The sequence below is a fragment of the Serratia sp. PAMC26656 genome (assembly GCF_016469055.2).
Classification (GTDB): Bacteria; Pseudomonadota; Gammaproteobacteria; order Enterobacterales; family Enterobacteriaceae; genus Serratia; species Serratia plymuthica.
Genome location: NZ_CP150486.1, coordinates 5,032,906 through 5,051,302 on the forward strand (window position 1 = coordinate 5,032,906; position 18,397 = coordinate 5,051,302).

The 18,397-nt window shown below is 55.9% G+C and carries 22 protein-coding genes; 12 read left to right on the plus strand and 10 right to left on the minus strand.

Going from position 1 to position 18,397, the window contains the following annotated elements; genetic code table 11:
- Positions 1 to 195 precede the first annotated feature (195 nt).
- From JEM67_RS24560 to npr, 11 genes are all read left to right on the plus strand, one after another.
- Positions 196 to 1,173: a calcium/sodium antiporter gene (locus JEM67_RS24560; RefSeq protein ID WP_199635716.1), complete on the plus strand. Its 978-nt coding sequence runs from the start codon at positions 196 to 198 to the stop codon at positions 1,171 to 1,173.
- Positions 1,174 to 1,189: 16 nt separating this feature from the next.
- On the plus strand, positions 1,190 to 2,176 hold the full coding sequence (gene kdsD / locus JEM67_RS24565; protein WP_004948529.1) for an arabinose-5-phosphate isomerase KdsD: 987 nt from the start codon (positions 1,190 to 1,192) through the stop codon (positions 2,174 to 2,176).
- Positions 2,177 to 2,194: 18 nt separating this feature from the next.
- Entirely contained in the window at positions 2,195 to 2,749 is a 555-nt protein-coding gene (gene kdsC, locus JEM67_RS24570) for a 3-deoxy-manno-octulosonate-8-phosphatase KdsC (protein ID WP_004948532.1), read from the plus strand.
- Positions 2,746 to 3,324, plus strand: coding sequence for an LPS export ABC transporter periplasmic protein LptC (gene lptC / locus JEM67_RS24575; RefSeq protein WP_004948534.1), 579 nt, complete (start codon positions 2,746 to 2,748; stop codon positions 3,322 to 3,324). Before kdsC ends, lptC begins: the two co-directional genes overlap by 4 nt.
- Complete coding sequence (gene lptA / locus JEM67_RS24580; protein WP_013814679.1) at positions 3,293 to 3,832, plus strand: lipopolysaccharide ABC transporter substrate-binding protein LptA; 540 nt, start codon at positions 3,293 to 3,295, stop codon at positions 3,830 to 3,832. The genes lptC and lptA overlap by 32 nt, the downstream gene beginning before the upstream one ends.
- A gap of 6 nt (positions 3,833 to 3,838) precedes the next feature.
- Positions 3,839 to 4,564, plus strand: a complete 726-nt coding sequence (lptB, locus tag JEM67_RS24585; RefSeq protein ID WP_006317106.1) for an LPS export ABC transporter ATP-binding protein — start codon at positions 3,839 to 3,841, stop codon at positions 4,562 to 4,564.
- Between the two features lie 50 nt (positions 4,565 to 4,614).
- Positions 4,615 to 6,048, plus strand: coding sequence for an RNA polymerase factor sigma-54 (gene rpoN, locus JEM67_RS24590; protein ID WP_013814680.1), 1,434 nt, complete (start codon positions 4,615 to 4,617; stop codon positions 6,046 to 6,048).
- 23 nt (positions 6,049 to 6,071) lie between these two features.
- Entirely contained in the window at positions 6,072 to 6,359 is a 288-nt protein-coding gene (gene hpf, locus JEM67_RS24595) for a ribosome hibernation promoting factor (RefSeq protein ID WP_013814681.1), read from the plus strand.
- A gap of 281 nt (positions 6,360 to 6,640) precedes the next feature.
- A complete protein-coding gene (gene ptsN / locus JEM67_RS24600; RefSeq protein WP_004948550.1) occupies positions 6,641 to 7,102 on the plus strand; it encodes a PTS IIA-like nitrogen regulatory protein PtsN in 462 nt (153 codons plus the stop codon).
- Positions 7,103 to 7,233: 131 nt separating this feature from the next.
- Positions 7,234 to 8,088 carry an RNase adapter RapZ gene (rapZ, locus tag JEM67_RS24605; RefSeq protein ID WP_004948553.1) on the plus strand — a complete coding sequence of 285 codons (855 nt, stop codon included), beginning with the start codon at positions 7,234 to 7,236 and terminating at the stop codon, positions 8,086 to 8,088.
- Positions 8,085 to 8,357: a PTS phosphocarrier protein NPr gene (gene npr / locus JEM67_RS24610; protein WP_004948556.1), complete on the plus strand. Its 273-nt coding sequence runs from the start codon at positions 8,085 to 8,087 to the stop codon at positions 8,355 to 8,357. Before rapZ ends, npr begins: the two co-directional genes overlap by 4 nt.
- A gap of 207 nt (positions 8,358 to 8,564) precedes the next feature.
- On the opposite strand, the gene JEM67_RS24615 is transcribed toward npr, so the two are convergent.
- The 10 genes from JEM67_RS24615 to JEM67_RS24660 all read right to left on the minus strand — a co-directional run bounded on the left by JEM67_RS24615 (position 8,565) and on the right by JEM67_RS24660 (position 17,435).
- Positions 8,565 to 10,481, minus strand: coding sequence for a BglG family transcription antiterminator (locus JEM67_RS24615; protein ID WP_199635715.1), 1,917 nt, complete (start codon positions 10,479 to 10,481; stop codon positions 8,565 to 8,567).
- A gap of 52 nt (positions 10,482 to 10,533) precedes the next feature.
- On the minus strand, positions 10,534 to 11,748 hold the full coding sequence (locus JEM67_RS24620) for a lactonase family protein (protein WP_199635714.1): 1,215 nt from the start codon (positions 11,746 to 11,748) through the stop codon (positions 10,534 to 10,536).
- A 121-nt stretch (positions 11,749 to 11,869) separates the two neighbouring features.
- Positions 11,870 to 12,610, minus strand: a complete 741-nt coding sequence (gene dagF, locus JEM67_RS24625) for a 2-dehydro-3-deoxy-phosphogluconate aldolase (protein ID WP_199635713.1) — start codon at positions 12,608 to 12,610, stop codon at positions 11,870 to 11,872.
- On the minus strand, positions 12,607 to 13,725 hold the full coding sequence (locus JEM67_RS24630; protein WP_199635712.1) for a DgaE family pyridoxal phosphate-dependent ammonia lyase: 1,119 nt from the start codon (positions 13,723 to 13,725) through the stop codon (positions 12,607 to 12,609). Before JEM67_RS24630 ends, dagF begins: the two co-directional genes overlap by 4 nt.
- Positions 13,709 to 14,848, minus strand: coding sequence for an amidohydrolase/deacetylase family metallohydrolase (locus JEM67_RS24635; RefSeq protein ID WP_199635711.1), 1,140 nt, complete (start codon positions 14,846 to 14,848; stop codon positions 13,709 to 13,711). Before JEM67_RS24635 ends, JEM67_RS24630 begins: the two co-directional genes overlap by 17 nt.
- Positions 14,849 to 14,921: 73 nt before the next feature.
- Positions 14,922 to 15,572, minus strand: coding sequence for a DUF4310 family protein (locus tag JEM67_RS24640; RefSeq protein WP_006317116.1), 651 nt, complete (start codon positions 15,570 to 15,572; stop codon positions 14,922 to 14,924).
- Positions 15,573 to 15,583: 11 nt separating this feature from the next.
- Positions 15,584 to 16,360 (minus strand): DUF4311 domain-containing protein, encoded by a 777-nt coding sequence (locus tag JEM67_RS24645; protein WP_006317117.1) that lies wholly within the window; start codon positions 16,358 to 16,360, stop codon positions 15,584 to 15,586.
- A gap of 30 nt (positions 16,361 to 16,390) precedes the next feature.
- Positions 16,391 to 16,687, minus strand: coding sequence for a DUF4312 family protein (locus JEM67_RS24650; protein ID WP_004948579.1), 297 nt, complete (start codon positions 16,685 to 16,687; stop codon positions 16,391 to 16,393).
- Positions 16,687 to 17,052, minus strand: a complete 366-nt coding sequence (locus tag JEM67_RS24655; RefSeq protein ID WP_013814687.1) for an SFCGS family glycine-rich protein — start codon at positions 17,050 to 17,052, stop codon at positions 16,687 to 16,689. Before JEM67_RS24655 ends, JEM67_RS24650 begins: the two co-directional genes overlap by 1 nt.
- Positions 17,053 to 17,087: 35 nt before the next feature.
- Positions 17,088 to 17,435: a glycine dehydrogenase gene (locus JEM67_RS24660; RefSeq protein WP_013814688.1), complete on the minus strand. Its 348-nt coding sequence runs from the start codon at positions 17,433 to 17,435 to the stop codon at positions 17,088 to 17,090.
- Between the two features lie 514 nt (positions 17,436 to 17,949).
- On the opposite strand from JEM67_RS24660, the gene rnk reads away from it, so the two are divergent.
- A complete protein-coding gene (gene rnk / locus JEM67_RS24665) occupies positions 17,950 to 18,360 on the plus strand; it encodes a nucleoside diphosphate kinase regulator (RefSeq protein ID WP_013814689.1) in 411 nt (136 codons plus the stop codon).
- Positions 18,361 to 18,397: the final 37 nt, after the last annotated feature.

Here is an 18,397-nt window from a genome sequence, read left to right on the forward strand (position 1 = left end):
AGGCTGTACCTGATTTTACTTTTACGCGCCACCCGGTCAAAATTGCTCATATAACGAAAAAAACGAATCTGTTCATATATTAGCCGGGAAAACCCGTTGCTGCGGCTTTAGCCTGCGCAACGGAGGGCAAAGCAAGATAGCCGAATTTCGGCTTTTAACCAACGAACCGGGTTGATACCCAACAAAGGACCCTGCATGTTTCTCGCGATAGCTTTACTCATCGTTGGTTTATTTTTACTGGTGTATGGCGCAGACCGCTTAGTTTACGGTGCTGCGGTGATTTCCCGTTCGCTTGGCGTGCCGCCGTTAATCATCGGCATGACCATCGTCGGCATCGGCACATCGCTGCCGGAGCTGTTCGTCTCGACCACCGCTGCGCTGAATGGGCAGATAGATATGGCCGTGGGGAACGTATTAGGTTCCAACATTGCCAATATATTATTGATCCTTGGCGTGGCTGCGCTGATTCACCCGCTGGCGGCGCGCTCCGAGGTACTGCGCCGCGAACTGCCGCTGATGTTAGCGGTCACAGTATTGTGCGGTTTTGTGCTGATGGACGGCACCCTGAGCCGGCTGGATGGCGTGGTGCTGTTGGCTGCCGCCGCCGCCTTTATTTTATTGATGCTGAAAATTGCCCGGCTGGCGCAGCGCGAAGGCAGCGACAGCCTGACCGTGGAACAACTCGCCGAGCTGCCGCAAGACAGCAGCAACACCGTGGCGGTGCTGTGGCTGGTGTTGGCGTTCATTATTCTGCCGCTGTCGTCCAAAATGGTGGTCGATAACGCCACGGTAATTGCGCATTATTTTGGCATGAGCGAACTGGTGGTCGGGTTGACCCTCATCGCCATCGGCACCAGCCTGCCGGAGTTGGCCACATCCATCGCCGGGGCACTAAAGGGTGAGGATGATATGGCGATTGGTAATATCATCGGCTCCAACATTTTCAACACGGTGATCGTGCTGGGCGTTCCCGCCCTGCTGTCCCCGGGCAGTGTCGATCCTGCCGCCTTCCACCGCGATTATTGGGTCATGCTGGCGGTCAGCATTGTGCTCAGCGCCCTGTGCATCGGGCGAAAACATCGCATCGGTCATCTGGCAGGCGCTCTGTTATTATGTGGCTTTATTGCGTATCTTGCGGTGCTGTTTTTTAATCCTTTCAGTACTTTCGGCTAAACCGATAGGAATGAGCATGTCGAACATTCAGTTGCAACCAGGCTTTGATTTTCAACAGGCAGGCAAAGAAGTGCTGCAGATTGAGCGTGACGGGCTGGCCCAGCTCGATCGGTACATCAATGCAGACTTTACCCGCGCCTGCGAATTGATCGCCGGCTGTTGCGGTAAAGTGGTCGTGATGGGCATGGGTAAATCCGGGCATATTGGTTGCAAGATTGCCGCGACCTTCGCCAGCACCGGCACGCCTTCATTCTTTGTTCATCCGGCGGAGGCCAGCCACGGCGACCTCGGCATGGTGACGGCACAAGATATCGTGCTCGCCATTTCCAACTCCGGTGAGTCCAACGAGATCCAGGCCCTCATCCCGGTCTTGAAGCGCCAGCAAATCCCGCTGATCTGCATGACCAACAACCCGGAAAGTTCGATGGGTAAAGCGGCGGATATTCACCTGTGCATCAAGGTGCCGCAGGAGGCCTGCCCGCTTGGCCTGGCACCAACCACCAGCACCACCGCGACCCTGGTGATGGGTGATGCGCTGGCGGTGGCATTGCTGAAAGCCCGCGGTTTCACGCCGGAAGATTTTGCGCTGTCGCACCCCGGTGGCGCCCTGGGCCGCAGGTTGCTGCTGCGCGTTTGCGACATCATGCACAGCGGCGACGAAATCCCGCACGTCAGCGCCGATGCATCGCTGCGCGACGCGTTGCTGGAAATCACGCGCAAAAACCTGGGCATGACGGTTATCTGCGACGATCTGATGAAAATCGCCGGTATCTTTACCGATGGTGACCTGCGGCGGATATTTGATATGGGCATCAACCTCAATGAAGCCCGGATCGTCGATGTCATGACGCTCGGCGGCGTGCGGGTGCGCCCGAACCTGCTGGCGGTCGATGCGTTGAACCTGATGCAACAGCGCCATATCACCGCGCTGCTGGTTGCCGATGGCGACCAATTGCTGGGTGTGGTACATATGCATGACATGCTGCGCGCCGGCGTCGTTTAATTAAAGGAATAGAACTCAATGAGTCTGGTTGAAACCTGCTACGGGCCTGTAGAACAAGACGTCATGGCGCGTGCCGGCAAAATCCGCCTGCTGATTTGCGATGTCGACGGCGTGCTGTCAGACGGCCTGATTTTTATGGGCAACAACGGCGAAGAATTAAAAGCGTTCAACGTGCGCGACGGTTATGGCATTCGCTGCCTGAAGACGTCGGATATCGACGTGGCAATTATCACCGGCCGTTCAGCCAAGCTGCTGGAAGATCGGGCGAAAACCCTCGGCATCACCCATCTGTATCAGGGGCAGTCCGATAAGCTTTTGGCCTTCCGCGAACTGTTGGATACACTGTCGTTAAACGCGGATCAGGTGGCCTATATCGGCGATGACCTGATCGACTGGCCGGTGATGGCTCAGGTTGGCCTGGCGGTCGCCGTTGCGGATGCACATCCGTTGCTGACGCCAAGAGCCCACTATGTTACCCGTATTGCCGGCGGCCGTGGCGCGGTGCGCGAACTGTGCGACATTATACTGTTGGCGCAGAATAAGCTGGAGGACGCCAAAGGGCTGTCGATATGAGCAAAACCAAACTTTGGATCACCCTTCTTTTGGCGGTGATCGCCTTGGCGTTGATTGGCTGGAACATGACTGATTTCAGTGATGATGCGGTTCCAGGCCCCGTTAACGATCAGGACCCGACTTATCAGAGCCAGCACACGGTCACCATAGTGTACAATCCGGCCGGTAAGCTGAGTTACAAGCTGGTGGCGGAAGACGTGAAGTATTATACCGCCGATGAATTAAGCTGGTTTACCCAGCCGGTGATGACGCTGTTTGATGAAAACGCAGTGGCCACTTGGTCAGTTCGCGCCGATCGCGCCAAACTGACTAAAGACAGAATGCTGTATCTTTACGGCCACGTTGAGGTGAACAGCCTGACCACCACCTCACAGCTGGAAAAAATTAAAACGGACAATGCTCAGGTGAATCTGGTGACCCAGGATGTCGCTTCGGATGATGAAGTGACCCTCTACGGGACAAACTTTACCTCGAACGGCATGAAAATGCGTGGGAACCTGCGGGCCAAAACCGCTGAGCTGATTGATAAGGTTAAGACCAACTATGAAATTCAAAACCAAAAAACAACGCCGTAATCTGTTGATCGGAAGCCTCATTTTGGCCGCCAGCGCACCCGCATGGGCGCTGAAATCTGACTCCAATCAACCGGTGAGCATCGACTCGCTGAAACAGTCTCTGGATATGCAGAGCAACGTCAGCACCTTTACCGATAACGTGGTGATCAAGCAAGGCACCATCGATATCAAAGCGGATAAAGTGGTCGTTACCCGCCCAGGCGGCGATCAGAACAAAACCTATATCGAAGCCTTTGGCAATCCGGTCACCTTCTACCAGATGCAAGACAGCGGCAAGCCGGTAAAAGGCCATGCGCAGAAGGTCCGTTACGACGTGGCGTCGCAGTTGGTGACCCTGACCGGGAACGCCTATCTGGAACAGCTCGACAGCAACGTGAAGGGCGATCGCATCACCTATCTGGTGCAACAGCAGCAAATGCAGGCGTTCAGCGATAAAGGCAAACGCGTGACTACAGTTCTGGTACCGTCGCAGTTGCAAGACAAAAACGGGCAAAAGAAGAGTAACTAATCACTTATGGCTACACTCATCGCAGAAAACCTGGCGAAAGCCTACAAAGGCCGTAAAGTTGTTGAAGACGTCAGCCTGAAAGTGAAATCCGGCGAGATCGTCGGCCTGCTGGGGCCAAACGGCGCCGGCAAGACCACCACCTTCTACATGGTGGTCGGCATCGTTCAACGTGACGCCGGCCGTATCGTGATTGACGAAGAAGATATCAGCCTGTTGCCGCTGCACGCCCGTGCGCGTCGCGGCATTGGCTATTTGCCGCAGGAAGCGTCGATCTTCCGTCGCCTGAGCGTGTATGACAACCTGATGGCTGTCCTGGAGATCCGCGAGGATCTCAGCAGCGAGCAGCGTGCGGACCGTGCGGTTGAGCTGATGGAAGAGTTTCATATCTCCCATCTGCGCGATAACCTGGGTCAGGCGTTGTCCGGTGGCGAACGCCGCCGTGTGGAGATCGCCCGTGCGTTGGCGGCTAACCCGAAATTCATCCTGCTGGATGAGCCGTTCGCCGGGGTTGATCCCATTTCCGTTATCGACATTAAAAAAATTATCGAGCACTTGCGTGACAGCGGCCTGGGCGTGCTGATCACCGACCACAACGTGCGCGAAACGCTGGACGTGTGTGAACGTGCCTATATCGTCAGCCAAGGCAAACTGATTGCTCACGGCACGCCGGATGCCATTTTGGCTGACGAGCAGGTGAAACGCGTTTATCTGGGCGAAGAATTCCGCCTCTGAGTGCCGGCGCGTCCTGATGGACGACTGTTAACGGAAGTAGACTGAAGATTATGAAGCAAGGTTTGCAACTCAGGCTCAGCCAACAACTGGCCATGACCCCCCAGCTCCAGCAGGCTATCCGCCTGCTGCAGTTGTCCACGCTTGAGCTCCAGCAGGAGATACAGCTGGCGTTAGAGAGCAATCCCCTGCTTGAGCAGACCGATCTGCACGAAGAAATCGACGCCAAAGAGAGTACAGAGACCGAAGGGCTGGATACTCGCGAAGCGTTGGAACAAAAGGACATGCCCGAAGAGCTGCCGCTGGACGCCACCTGGGACGAAATCTACACCGCAGGTACACCGTCCGGCACCGGCACCGATTACAGCGATGATGAGTTGCCGGTCTATCAGGGCGAAACCACCCAGACGCTGCAGGATTACCTGATGTGGCAGGTGGATCTCACGCCCTTCTCCGATACCGATATCGCCATTGCCACCTCGATAGTCGACGCCGTCGACGACACCGGCTATCTCACCGTACCGCTGGAAGATATTCTGGAGAGCATGGGTGACGAGAGTGTGACAATGGACGAAGTCGAAGCGGTTTTGAAGCGCGTGCAGCGTTTTGATCCGGTTGGCGTCGCCGCGCGCGATCTGCGCGACTGTCTGCTGATCCAGCTTTCCCAATACGCAAAAGATACGCCCTATCTGGCGGAAGCGCGCCTGATCATCAGCGAACATCTGGCTCTGTTGGCCAATCACGACTTTCGCAGCCTGATGCGAACAACCCGGCTAAAAGAAGATACACTGAAAGAAGCGATGCTGCTGATTCAGTCTCTTGATCCGCGCCCGGGCCAGTCGATCAATACTGGCGAGTCAGAATACGTGATCCCGGACGTGCTGGTACGCAAGGTACAGGACAGTTGGACGGTAGAGCTCAACGCCGACAGCATTCCGCGGCTGAAGATCAACCAGCAGTACGCCGCCATGGGCAGCAGCGCGCGTAACGACAGTGACGGCCAGTATATCCGCAGCAATCTGCAGGAAGCGAAATGGCTGATCAAGAGCCTGGAAAGCCGTAACGACACCTTGCTGAAAGTCACGCGCTGCATCGTCGAGCAGCAACAGGCGTTCTTTGAACAGGGTGCTGAATTTATGAAGCCCATGGTGCTGGCGGATATCGCTCAGGCCGTGGAGATGCATGAATCGACAATCTCACGTGTCACCACGCAGAAGTTTCTGCACAGTCCGCGCGGCATTTTCGAGTTGAAATATTTCTTCTCCAGCCATGTGAATACCGACAGCGGAGGCGAAGCTTCCTCTACGGCGATCCGGGCGTTAGTGAAGAAATTGATTGCGGCGGAAAACCCCGCTAAACCGCTCAGCGACAGCAAGCTGGCCACCCTGCTCTCCGATCAGGGGATCATCGTGGCGCGGCGTACCGTCGCCAAGTACCGAGAGTCTTTGTCCATCCCGCCGTCCAACCAGCGTAAACAGTTGGTTTGACCTCAATAGAGAAGGAAGACACTATGCAGCTCAACATTACCGGACACCACATCGAAATCACCGAACCTTTACGCGAGTTCGTGAATACCAAGTTCGCCAAGCTCGAACAGTATTTTGACCGCATAAATCAGGTGTATGTCGTGCTTAGCGTGGAAAAAGTGCAGCAGATTGCGGAAGCGACGGTGCACGTGAATGGAGGCGAGTTGCATGCCACCTCGGAAGACGAGAACATGTATGCCGCAATTGACGCCCTGATCGACAAACTGGCGCGTCAATTGAACAAACATAAAGACAAACTGAAACAACACTGACATTCTGGGCCGTTTCCGTCAGCGGGCACGGCTCAAACATAGCCCGGGTCGTCGGCGCGTTACCTGTATTACTCTGAATAATTGACGTTGCATCGAGGTGGCATGAGCGCTTATCCCGCGAACTTACACAGGTAAGTGATTCGGGTAAGTAAGCGCAGCCAACACAGAGGCAGCTTCAAGTATGACGGGTATGGTACCGCGCCGATAAGCCATCAGGGTTAAACAAGGCGAAAAATCACCTCACAAGGCAACTTGATGGTGTGGTTTTAAGTGAAGATGAGATGAACAACGAAACAATGCAATTAAGCTCGGTGTTAAACATCGAGTGCACCAAAAGCTCGGTACACTGCACCAGCAAGAAACGGGCTTTGGAGATTATCAGCGAACTGGCTGCAAAACAGCTCAACCTGCCGTCGCAGGTGGTGTTTGACGCGGTTCTCACCCGGGAGCGCATGGGCAGTACCGGTATCGGCAACGGTATCGCCATTCCCCATGGCAAACTGGAAGAGGACACACTGCGGGCCGTTGGCGTGTTTATCCGTCTCGACCAACCTATTGCCTTTGACGCCATTGATAACCAGCCGGTCGATCTGCTGTTCGCCTTGCTGGTGCCGGCAGACCAATGTAAAACCCATTTGCATACCCTGTCGCTGGTCGCCAAGCGCCTGGCCGACAAAACCGTATGCCGTCGCCTGCGCTCGGCGCAAAGCGACGAAGAGCTTTACCAGATCATTACCGAGTAACGCCCGGCTGGCGTGACTTCCAGCCAGGATAACGATACTGTTTAGCTATGATGGGTTTCGGCTCAGGCCGGAATAATAAAGTTTCTAACGGTGGTGATAAACGCCACTGAGATGCCAGGGGGAGTTGCCACATGGTGCTGATGATTGTCAGCGGCCGTTCCGGTTCAGGGAAATCCGTCGCCTTGCGGGCGCTGGAAGACATGGGTTTTTACTGCGTTGATAACCTGCCCGTGGTACTGCTGCCGCAGCTTGCCAATACGCTGGCGGAACGCAACATATCCGCAGCGGTAAGCATCGACGTGCGTAACATGCCGGAATCGCCGGAAGTGTTTGAATATGCGATGACCCAATTGCCGGACTGCTTTTCTCCACAATTGCTGTTCCTCGACGCCGACCGTAATACCCTGATTCGCCGCTACAGTGATACCCGCCGCCTGCATCCGCTCTCCACCAAGAACCTGTCGCTGGAAAGCGCGATCGATGAAGAAAGCGATCTGCTTGAGCCGTTGCGCTCAAGGGCCGATCTGCTCATCGACACGTCGGAAATGTCGGTGCATGAGCTGGCTGAAATGCTGCGTACCCGTCTGCTGGGTAAACGCGAGCGCGAACTGACCATGGTGTTCGAATCCTTCGGCTTTAAGCACGGCATCCCGATCGACGCCGATTACGTATTCGACGTACGCTTCCTGCCGAACCCGCACTGGGATCCGAAACTGCGCCCGATGACCGGCCTGGATAAACCGGTCGCCTCGTTCCTCGATCGTCACACTGAAGTGCACAACTTTATCTACCAGACGCGCAGCTATCTGGAACAGTGGCTGCCGATGCTGGAAACCAACAATCGCAGCTACCTGACGGTGGCGATTGGCTGTACCGGCGGTAAACACCGTTCCGTCTACGTAGCCGAACAGCTGGCCGACTACTTCCGCTCACGCGGCAAGAATGTGCAATCGCGCCACCGGACGCTGGAAAAACGTAAACAATGACGGTCAAGCAAACGGTTGAAATCAAAAACAAACTCGGTATGCACGCTCGTCCGGCGATGAAGTTGTTCGAGCTGGTGCAGAGCTTTGACGCCGAAGTGATGCTGCGTAACGACAGCGGCACCGAGGCCGAAGCCAGCAGCGTGATTGCGCTGCTGATGCTGGACTCCGCACAGGGGCGGCACATCGAAGTGGAAGCCACCGGCCCGGACGAAGTGAAAGCGCTGAATGCGGTGATTGAACTGATTAATTCCGGGTTTGATGAAGACTAGCCTGTAGTAAGAAGCCTATAAACGCGCCTTTCTTGGCGCGTTAATAACCGCCACTCCCCCAATGCCCTGTCCCCTTCAGCACTATTAAGGCCACACGCCGCTTTGCGAGCCGAATTCCAAATTCTGCAGCAAATCCCTGTAAATCCATCCAGCTTGTTTCTTGTGCAAATGGACGACTATATTCGCCCCCTGAGGTGCTCGCACGGCTTAAATCCGGCTCAAACAGTCCAGCGCCACCGCCTTGAAGCTGTCGAAATTATCACTGCCCAACAGACGACTCATCGAACGCTCGCGTACAAAGGTGACGAACAGATCGTAAATCGCCATCGCCTCTTCGTAGTCGCTTTTGCTGATCGCCAGCAGGAAAATCACGTGGGCGATCTCACCGTCGCCCCACACCACGCCCTGCGGCGCCAGCAGCGTCATCACCACGGTTTTTTTCGCCAGCAATCCCAACGAGTGCGGCAGTGCAATACCTTCACCCAGCATGGTCGACACTATAGCTTCGCGCTCCACTACCGACGGGTAAAAATCGTCACCGACATACCCTTCCCGCTCCAACTGAACACACACTTTCCGGAACAGCTCCGCCTGCGTCAGTGGCTCGTTCACCACCCAGAAATGCGCGGCGTCGAAGAACTTCTCCAGCATGTAGGGTTTGGTGCGATCCACCAGCACCAGTTTACCCAGCTGTTCCAACTGGTAGTCGGTAGGAAACGGCGACATTACCACCACCGGTTTGTTCTTTTCGCTGACCCGCGCGTTGGAAATGACAAAATCTTCGTCGATATGAGTAAGTACCTCGTAATCGCGCAGCGAAACGATGCGCGTCATCACCAGCTGCGGGTACTTGCGCGCAATCTGCGCCTGGATCATGCGCACCGTTGAGTTACCGGTATCGCACACCAGCATCACCTGCGGATGGCGCTCGTAGCCGATGTTGTAGTGCCGCTCCAACCCAACGCCGATATGCAGCACCAGATAGCCGATTTCGTTTTCGCTCAGGGTGTAAGGGGTATATTTTCCCCAGCTCGATACTGCCGCCAGCGTCACGTCATAGGCCATCGGGTAGTGTTGCTTGATATTGGCCAATAGCGGGTTGGGAATATTAATCTGGTATTTCACCCGGGTAATCATGGTCTTGATATGGGTGAGCAAGTCAGCCCGCAGTTGGCGGTCACCCTGCAGGTTGTAGTTATAGTGCGCGTTGATGTACGACAAAATGTAGTCCACCAGCGCTTCTTCGTCGTCGGCGTTGATCTCGGTCGGCTGCACGTCCTGCACCCGGCGCGCGGCAATATTCACCCTGAGGTAGGCCTCTTCCGCCATCGACACTTCTTTGCCGCTGGCCTTGCGCAGTTCCGCCGCCAGCCAGGTGGAAACCTTGCGCACCGCATCATCGCCGTCTTCAACGTCAAAGTCCGACAGCGGGTAGCCATCGCCGATGCGCCGCAGCGCCACCGCACAGTAGAAAATCAAATACTGCTCGCCTTCATCCGTCAGGCGGATGGCGTATTGCGACAGCAGCGGATGCAGCAGCCCGGCGAAGGTCACCACCTGCGGTTGCAGCAGGATTTCATTGTTGAGCAACGGGTTTTCGGCATCGGCCAGATGCAGTTGGAATAACAGATCGGTCAGGCAAGCGCGGATCGCCATCTCCGAGCCGAACAGCTTCATGCCATAGCGTGGTTTGGTTTCAATGGTTAATTGGTAGTTCGCCAGACGCTCTCTCACCTCAGCCATGTCGTTTTGCAGCGTTCCACGGCTGACAAACCATTCATCGGCCAAATCTTCCAGCTTCAGGGAAAAGGCTGAGGTCAAAAAACGAATCAGCAGATAGTGCACCCGCTCTTGCGCACTGCGTGGCGTGGCGTGCTTTTTGCGCTCTTTATGCTGCAGGGCGCTGAACAGCGCGGCATCATCCACCTGCAGACGATAACCCGCCCCACGGCTATGCACAAAGCGAGCGCCGTATTTTTCCAGGATATCGTTCAACGCGGTGATATCGGCACGCACGGTACGGGTGGATACCGCAAAGCGCTTCGCCAACTCATCCTGCGGCAAGGTCTCAGACTGCAAAGCGTCGAACAAATAGGCCAAACGCGGGTAGGGAAATCGTACCATGCTCTTTCCGTCAATTAAGGTGCCCACCTGGGGAAATCAGGCGGGCAACGAGTTACTTCGCCACCGGCAGGAACACCATTTGCGAGGGACTGCCTACCGGCGTATAGCCCTCAACAAAGCTGAGTTTGCCGCTGACCTTGTCCAGGCTGAAACGGGTGACGTTATCGCTGCGCTGATTCATCGCATAGAGATAATGCCCGTCCGGGCTCAGCGTCAACGATCGCGGATAGTCACCGCGCGTCCAGATTTCCGCCACCGGTTTCAGTTCGCCATCGGCGCCAACGCTGAACTGCGCGATACTGTTATGCAGCCGGTTGGCGACATACAGATTCTTGCCGTCCTCACTCAGGACCAACCCCGAGGCAAAGTTGGTGCCCTTATAATCGGCAGGCAGTGAAGAGACAGTATGTAATTGTTTCAGAGTACCTTTTTGGCTGTCAAAACGGTAGCTGGTCAGCGTCGAAGCCTCTTCGTTCACCAACAGCACCGTCTTGCCGTCCGGATGGAACACAAAGTGACGCGGGCCGGCACCGGCGGAAGAGGCGGCGATCCACGGCGGATCGTTCGGCGTCAGTTGGCCGCTTGCACCGTCAAAGCGCCACTGGTAGAGGCGATCCAGCCCCAGATCGGTGGAAAACACAAACTTGCCGCTCGGATCGCAGGCGATCATATGCGCGTGCGGGCCATTGTGGTCGCTGACGGCAAAACTGCCCTCCACCGCCGCCGCAGGCTTGCTCGCGCCTGCCGGCCCCTGATCCTGTTGCACTGAACTGGCATTACCCAATTTGCCGTCACTCTCAATCGGGAACGCCGCCACGGTGCCGCTGACGTAGTTCGCCACCAGCAGATGGCGGCCGTCCGGCGCCAGGGAAAGGTAAACCGGCCCCGCGCCCTGCGAATCAACCTGATTCAGCTGCGTCAGCCCGCCATCAACCGGGTTGATGCGATAAGCGATGATGCCGCCGTGCTTGCTGCCGTTAAAATCGGCCACTTCGCTGGCGACATACAGCGTCCGGCCTTGAGCATCCAGGGTAAGCTGCGCCGGATTAGGCTGGTTGCTGACCAGCGTTTTAGCGCTCAGCGCGCCGCTGGCCGGATCGACCTGTACCCGGTAAACACCTTCGCCGTTAGGGTTGTAAGTACCGATATAAGCAAAATGAGATGACGTGGGGTTCATTGCATCCTCAGCATGCAGCGCCGGGCTGGCGATAGCCAGCAGCGCCAGGGTTAACGCAGTACGTAAGGGGGAAGCCTGCCAGTTTCGCATGATTGTCCTTATTGTAGCTAACGGCGCGGCATACCGCGCCTGTAGAGAGAAGGGTAGCCTCCCTGCCTTACGTCATCCGATATACCTTTCTTGCTTGAAGCTGCAGCGTTGTTGGCTGCGCTTAACCCACCAGCTTTTTGCTCATCGCCAACAGGGTTTTCACATCCTGCGGGCGGGTATCACCGGTGGCAGAATCAATAATGGAGCTGTAAATATGCGGAATAATCCGCTTCACGCCGGCGGCCAATGCGATCTCAACGATCGGCTCGAAGTTTTCCAGATCGATGCCGCCCGTCGGCTCCAGCATAAAATCATGCTCGGCGCAGGCTTTAGCCACGTACCGGTATTCTTCTTTGCACGCCAACCCGCCCATCGGGAAATACTTGATGGAGCTGCCGCCCATATCTTTCAACATGGCGATGGCCGTCTCGACCGGCACGATACCGTCTGGCGCGGCAGCGCTCAGCGGGCCGGTTGAGATCTTCACAAAGCCGACGCGACCGGTCGGAGAAACCAGCCCGTTCACCACGCTGTCGCTCTGGCCCAGCAGTGCACGGCTGGCGCCCACGCCGGTAAACACCTGATTGACGTGTTGCGGCTGAACGCGCTGGGCAATCAGGCTGACCATCGCGGATTGTTTGGGATCGCCCGCCCCCAGGCCCACCGACAGCGCATTCTCGATCAGTTGCGCATAGTGCTGCATATCCGCCACCGCGCTGTCGACGTCCGGATAGTTCTTGGAGAGAACCCCAACCAGCATATGCCCTTCCGCCGCCGCATAAATAGCTTGCGCATTGTCTTTTGAGCCGGCCAGTACGTTGAGGCACAGACGGTCACGATAATAATTTGGCTGCAGCTTCATGCTTGTTTCTCCGTGAACAGATTTTTAATACAGGTAAAGACGGTCATCAGTTGCTGCTCGTCGACGCTACGCACATCCACTTCGATCTTGCCTTCATTGGCCTTATAACCCCGGAAGTAAATGGCAATTTCGCCGGTTTTCAGCGCCTGGACGATGTCGGTGGTAGAGCGCCCCAGTACCGCTTCGTCAAAGGTGATTTCAGCACGGGCGATATCGCGGCCGGCGCTGTCCCAGACGGTTTTGGCGCTGATGCCGGTCAGCGAGTTCAGGCTGGTGATAAACGGCGTCATTCGCGCCACCATTTGCTCACCGGTGGTTTTTTCCAGCTTCAGGTAGCTTTCAATCGCCTGCGTCAGGCCGAGAATGCCCTCTTTACCGACCTTCATCGCCCGGCCAATGCCACCGGATTGCAGCTTCACCCACTCAACGTATTGTCGCTTACCCACCACCAGGCCGCTGGTTGGGCCTTCGATGGCCTTGGCGCCGCTGTAGATCACCAGATCGGCCCCCATCTGGTAGTAGCACATCAGATCTTCTTCTGCGGCAGCATCGACGATCAGCGGCAGGTTGTGCTTACGCGCCACCACCACTGCCTGCTCGACGGAAAGAATGCTTTTCTGCACGCAGTGGTGCGACTTGATGTACAGGATCGCCGCCGTTTGCGGCGTGATGCAGGCCTCTAGTTGCTCTGCAGAGCATTCGTTGGCATAACCCGCCTCAACCACCTTGCCGCCGCCGAGGGCAACCATGGTGTCGACCGGGGCACCAAAGTTCACGTTGTGACCGCGCGGCAACACAATCTCGCGCGGCACGGTGATCGGTACCGAGTGCAGGTTCACCAGCAGGTTGGCGTTGTCTTTGACGATCACCGCCGCCACCGACTGGGCGATACCCGCCGAGGCGCAGGACACGATCACGGCATCTTCCACATTCAGCAGATCGGCGATGTAAGCGCCGGTCTTGTTAACCAGATCCTTGATTTCAAAATAGTGATTCAGGCCGTAGTCGACGGCGTCAATCACCTCCTGACGCGGGGTAGATACGCCAAGAATGGTCATACGGCCGGAAGTGTTAATCACTTGTTTTAAATTATATTTTTCATAAATCGAAGACATGATGAGCTTTCCCTTCGTCGGTTAATAGAATTTCACCGGCCACCACTGCAGCCAACGGAACCAACACCTGTTCGCCGCCGATCGATTGTCCTTCCGAGTCGGCAAATACCTGCGGCCCCTGGCGAAGATCGAACAGGGTGAAATCGGCGTCATAACCCGGCTCCAGCCGGCCTTTATGGGGCAGGTGCAGCGCCGAAGCGGCATTCTCCGTCACGCAGGCAATCACCTGTGGCAGCGACAGGCCGATGCTGAAGAACTTGGATATCACCGTCGCCAGACTGTGTACCGGCCCGGCCATGCGGTTGCGGCAGTAGATATCGGAACTGATGGTGTGCGGGAGAATACCCAGTCCGATCGCCTGGCGCGCCACGTCAAAGCTGAAACTGGCGGTACCGTGGCCCACGTCGAGCAGCACGCCGCGTTTCAGCGCCCGCTGGATAGACTCACGCAGCGTACCCGCCGGGGTCAGAATGCGGTTCGGCTTGCCGTTATAGCAGTGGGTAATGATGTCGCCGCGGGTCAGCAGATCGGCGATGTCATCCAGATTCGGCGGGTTATTGCCGATATGCACCATCAGCGGCAAACGGTTGTTTTCCCGCTGGATTTGCTTGGCGCGCACCAGCGGCACAATGCCGTTTTGACCCACCACGCTGCTGCTCATGCGCGCCTTGATGCCGATGATGAAACCGGGGTACGCATCGATGGATTTTTTCACCGTCGGCGGGTCGATATCCGCCAGATCGGCCAACTCATTTTGGCGTAACAGACCGATGCGCGAGATATTCAGGAAGGCGAACACGTTGGTTTTGGCGCGGCGCGTCAGGGCATAGAACTCGTCAACATCGTCGGTGCCGGTGCTACCGGCGTCAACCACCGAGGTCACGCCGCTGGCTACGCCCACTAGATCCGGTTCGTCATGGTAAATCGGTGAAGAGGGATAGCAGTGCACGTGGGAGTCGATCCAGCCGGCGCTCAGGCGGCAATTGCCCGCCAGATCCAGCTGCCTGTGGGCGCTGATGTCATCGGTCAATTGCCCAACGTCGACAATCTTACCGTCCTGAACCGCCAGGTCGACCAGCCGGTCGTCCGCCAGTCTGGCGCGTCTAATTACTAAGTCATACATACTGCGCTACTCCTTTTCCAGCAGGGGGCGGCGCACCGCCCCCACTATCACACACACGGCTCTGGAACGGTGATTAAGCAATGGCGACAGGGAAAATGGCCCCTAACAGCATTGCACCAAGGATCGCCCCGCCAGTGATTGGCTTGCCCCAGATATAGAACAGCAGCGCGCCAAGCAGCGAACCTACGCCAATCGGAATGGATGCGGTCATCGCCGACAGGATGATCAATGGCCCCAGGAAGCGGCCGGAGGAGTTACCTGCCCCCATCATCACGTCTGCGCCGTAGGTGGAATTGCTCTGGTTGATGGTAAATTTACGCGCCAGAATGATCAGGTAGCCAATCGCCAGGCCAATCACCAGACCGGTCACCAGCGAGGCGGCAAAGTTGGCGACCGGGAAGATAATCCCCGCGCCCAGCAGCAGCGCCGGAACGCCCAGCCCCACACCAGTCTGGATCGCGCCGCCGATGTCCAGAATGCCCACCAGCGAACCTTCAATGATGCGCGCAAACAGGAAGCTGGCGCCGAATGCCGCCACCGCGCCATAAACGCCGGTGTCCATCCCGGCGCGCAGCATGGAAACGAAGGCCACCTCGTTAAACGCGCCGATGCCATACAGGTAGTACATGTGCGTCCCGGCGAACACGCCGGACGAGAGCAGGCCAACAAAAATCGGGAATGACCAGTCGGCGTACCAGAAGCCTTTTTGGGTTTGTTCTTCCATCATCCCGCTCCTTATTTACCGCTCAGGGTGTTGTGAATAGTGTCCAGCCAACCCGGCACGCCGAGGCTGAAGGACTCGAGAACTTTCATGTCGAAGCCGCGGAAGAAACCGCTCAGCACGAACAGCAGCACGATCACCGCCATCATGATCTTGGTGATTTTGTTCCAGCCGCTCTCTTCCACCCCTTTACCGATCAGGATGCCCAGCACCAGACCCGGCACGGCGTTGCCCATGATCAGCTGCGCCAGGCCGCCGAAAATGGTGCCCCAGAAACCGGAGCGACGCCCGGCGTCGATCGCCGCCAGCCAGAAGATCACCGGCATCACGGTATTCACCAGCAGGTTGGCCGCCGGCACCAGCACTTTGATTGCCGTAACCTGCAATGCAGCGGGCACTGCGGAAGCGGTGGTATTGAGGAACGCCACCACCAGCATGCCGATAACGCCGCAGGCGATAGCCATTTTTTTCGGGTCATGCAGCGTTTGCGCCAGGTTGCGGTTCTTGACCATCAACGCTGCCGCGCCCCAATGAGGGATGATGCGGTGGTCAACGTCCTGCGTGAAGGCCCCCGCCGCCACGGAAGACGCCCAGGCGTTGAAGAAGAAACCCAGGCCGAATGAGAAGTGGGAAGCCGGATCGCCTTCGCAGGAATTCAGCTCGCCCAAGGTGCGGAAGGCGCCCATGCCCTGCGTCGTCGGAGCATGGAACATGCGTGCGGCGCCGGCCCCTACGCCAACCCCCACCAGTCCGCCAATAATAAGCGACTTAAATAAGATGATTAAAAACATCAGTATACCCTTTGATTTATGCTAACGTTTTTATTTCGTGACGAAGACAACCTTTTCTGTATTAATCATTGTCACGTTCACGGTTATTTCCAGAGTCACGGTGTAGGTTTTTCTTTCTCGCGGTAAAAAGAAAAAGAGAAATTTCTCTTTTGTTATTTTCTCTTCCGCTTTTAATACGCTGACATCCTGCGGTTCAATGCGCAGCAGAATATTGCTGGTGGATTTTAATACCGTGCCCTGCACATTAGCCAAGGCGGAAGCAAAAGCTTTCGCTTTGCTGTCACCCTTGCCCTCCACCTTTACCGATGTGGTATAGTGTTCTTTCATTACGGGTTGCCATGTTTTTTGATGTAGGCTTCCACCAGTTTTTGGCCCAATTCTTCTTTATCCATAAAGCCAAAACCTAACACGGTGTAACCTTCGTTGATTGCCGTCACGCCTTCATCAATGGAGCGCATGCCGTATTTTGCTTTGTAGCCGTATTTGGTCTGCGCGGTAATGGCCCCGGCGCCGCCGCTGCCGCAGAAAGAAATTCCCAACTGCGCACCTTCCGCTTTCATTACGTCGCCCAGCTTCATATCCGCCGCTACGCCAGGGATAACGATGGCTTTTCCGCCTGCTGTTTCAATGCCTTGGCCGACTTTCTGGCCTTTGCCCAAACGATCGCCAATCACTACGGTAATTTGACCCATGGTATTTTCTCCTGATGATATGAATGCGTTAATCGCTATTGGTTATTGTCTTTTGCCACTTCAAAATGCACAGAAAGTAAATAAGCTTCTTCGATCGGCAGAGCCGGAAAATTATCGACAACTCGCTCAGCCATTTGCATCGATTCCTCTGAAATCTCATCAAAAAGCGATTTATCGACTTCCGGCAAAGGTTCACCGGTCATTGAGCGCAGCACCATGGCACGAATATGCGACTCCAGCATCTGTTGCTGTACTGCATTGGTATAAATGCTTTCTGCATTCAGCATGGCGGTAATATCGGCCAACACCTTATCGGTGATCGCCCCGGCCTCGCTGAGGTCAGACCGTTCATTTTTTTCTCTCGCAACAGATCCTTCATTCACTTTTCAATACCCCTGGTTCCAACATTATTCGTAAGTCGCAGAATGCATCACTTGAATATACCCTATGAATTTCAAGTTGCAGCCAGGCGGTCAGCTCGTGAGTCTTGTCAAACAGCCAACAACGTTGCAGCTTGAAAGGCGACGGGTATTTCCCGCTTTCTTTGATGCCTTACCCTAACCCCGGGGAGAATTTCTGTGTAGCCGCTTTTTTTCCAGTTTAAAGTGGAAATTCAATGATTGTCAGGGATCCATTTCGCAAAATAAGCGCTTTTAAGATAATTTAATGACATTACAAAAAGTTAATGCCACAAAGGGTTTCCAGTTCCCCCCGCCGCAGTGAAAAGCTTCGTGATCGGGATCTCTTTCTTTTCACCGCTTAACCGCCTACTATCGGTAAGACAATTCGACATCAGCAACGCCCCCGCTCCTCTGGCGCGGGGGCGTTGCTTTTGTGCTGTTTTTCCGAATTTATGGGCGCGAAAACGGGCGCCCTTTGATTTGACTGGAGAGTGGAATGACCAAACCAATCATTACTATTAATGAGCTGGATGCGGAACGCCTGGATGCGCTATTGGAACAACCGGCCTTTGCCAACACCGACGTCGCCATCGCGCTGAACGACGAACTGGATCGCGCCGAAATCCTGCCGCCGGCCCAGATCCCGGCCAACGTGGTGACCATGAACAGCCGCGTGCGTTTCCGCGATCTGCATACCGCAGAAGAGCACGTGCGCACGCTGGTGTACCCGGCCTCGCTGAAGGACAGCCACGAGCAGCTGTCAGTGATGGCCCCACTGGGCGCAGCGCTGCTGGGCATGCATGTAGGCAACCAGATTACCTGGCAGTTGCCGAACGGCGAAGAAGCGCGGATCGAAGTGCTGGAACTGCTGTACCAGCCGGAAGCGGCAGGTGAATACCACCGCTAAGCGGTAATTCAGGGCGGTGAACATGCCGCCCTTTCTG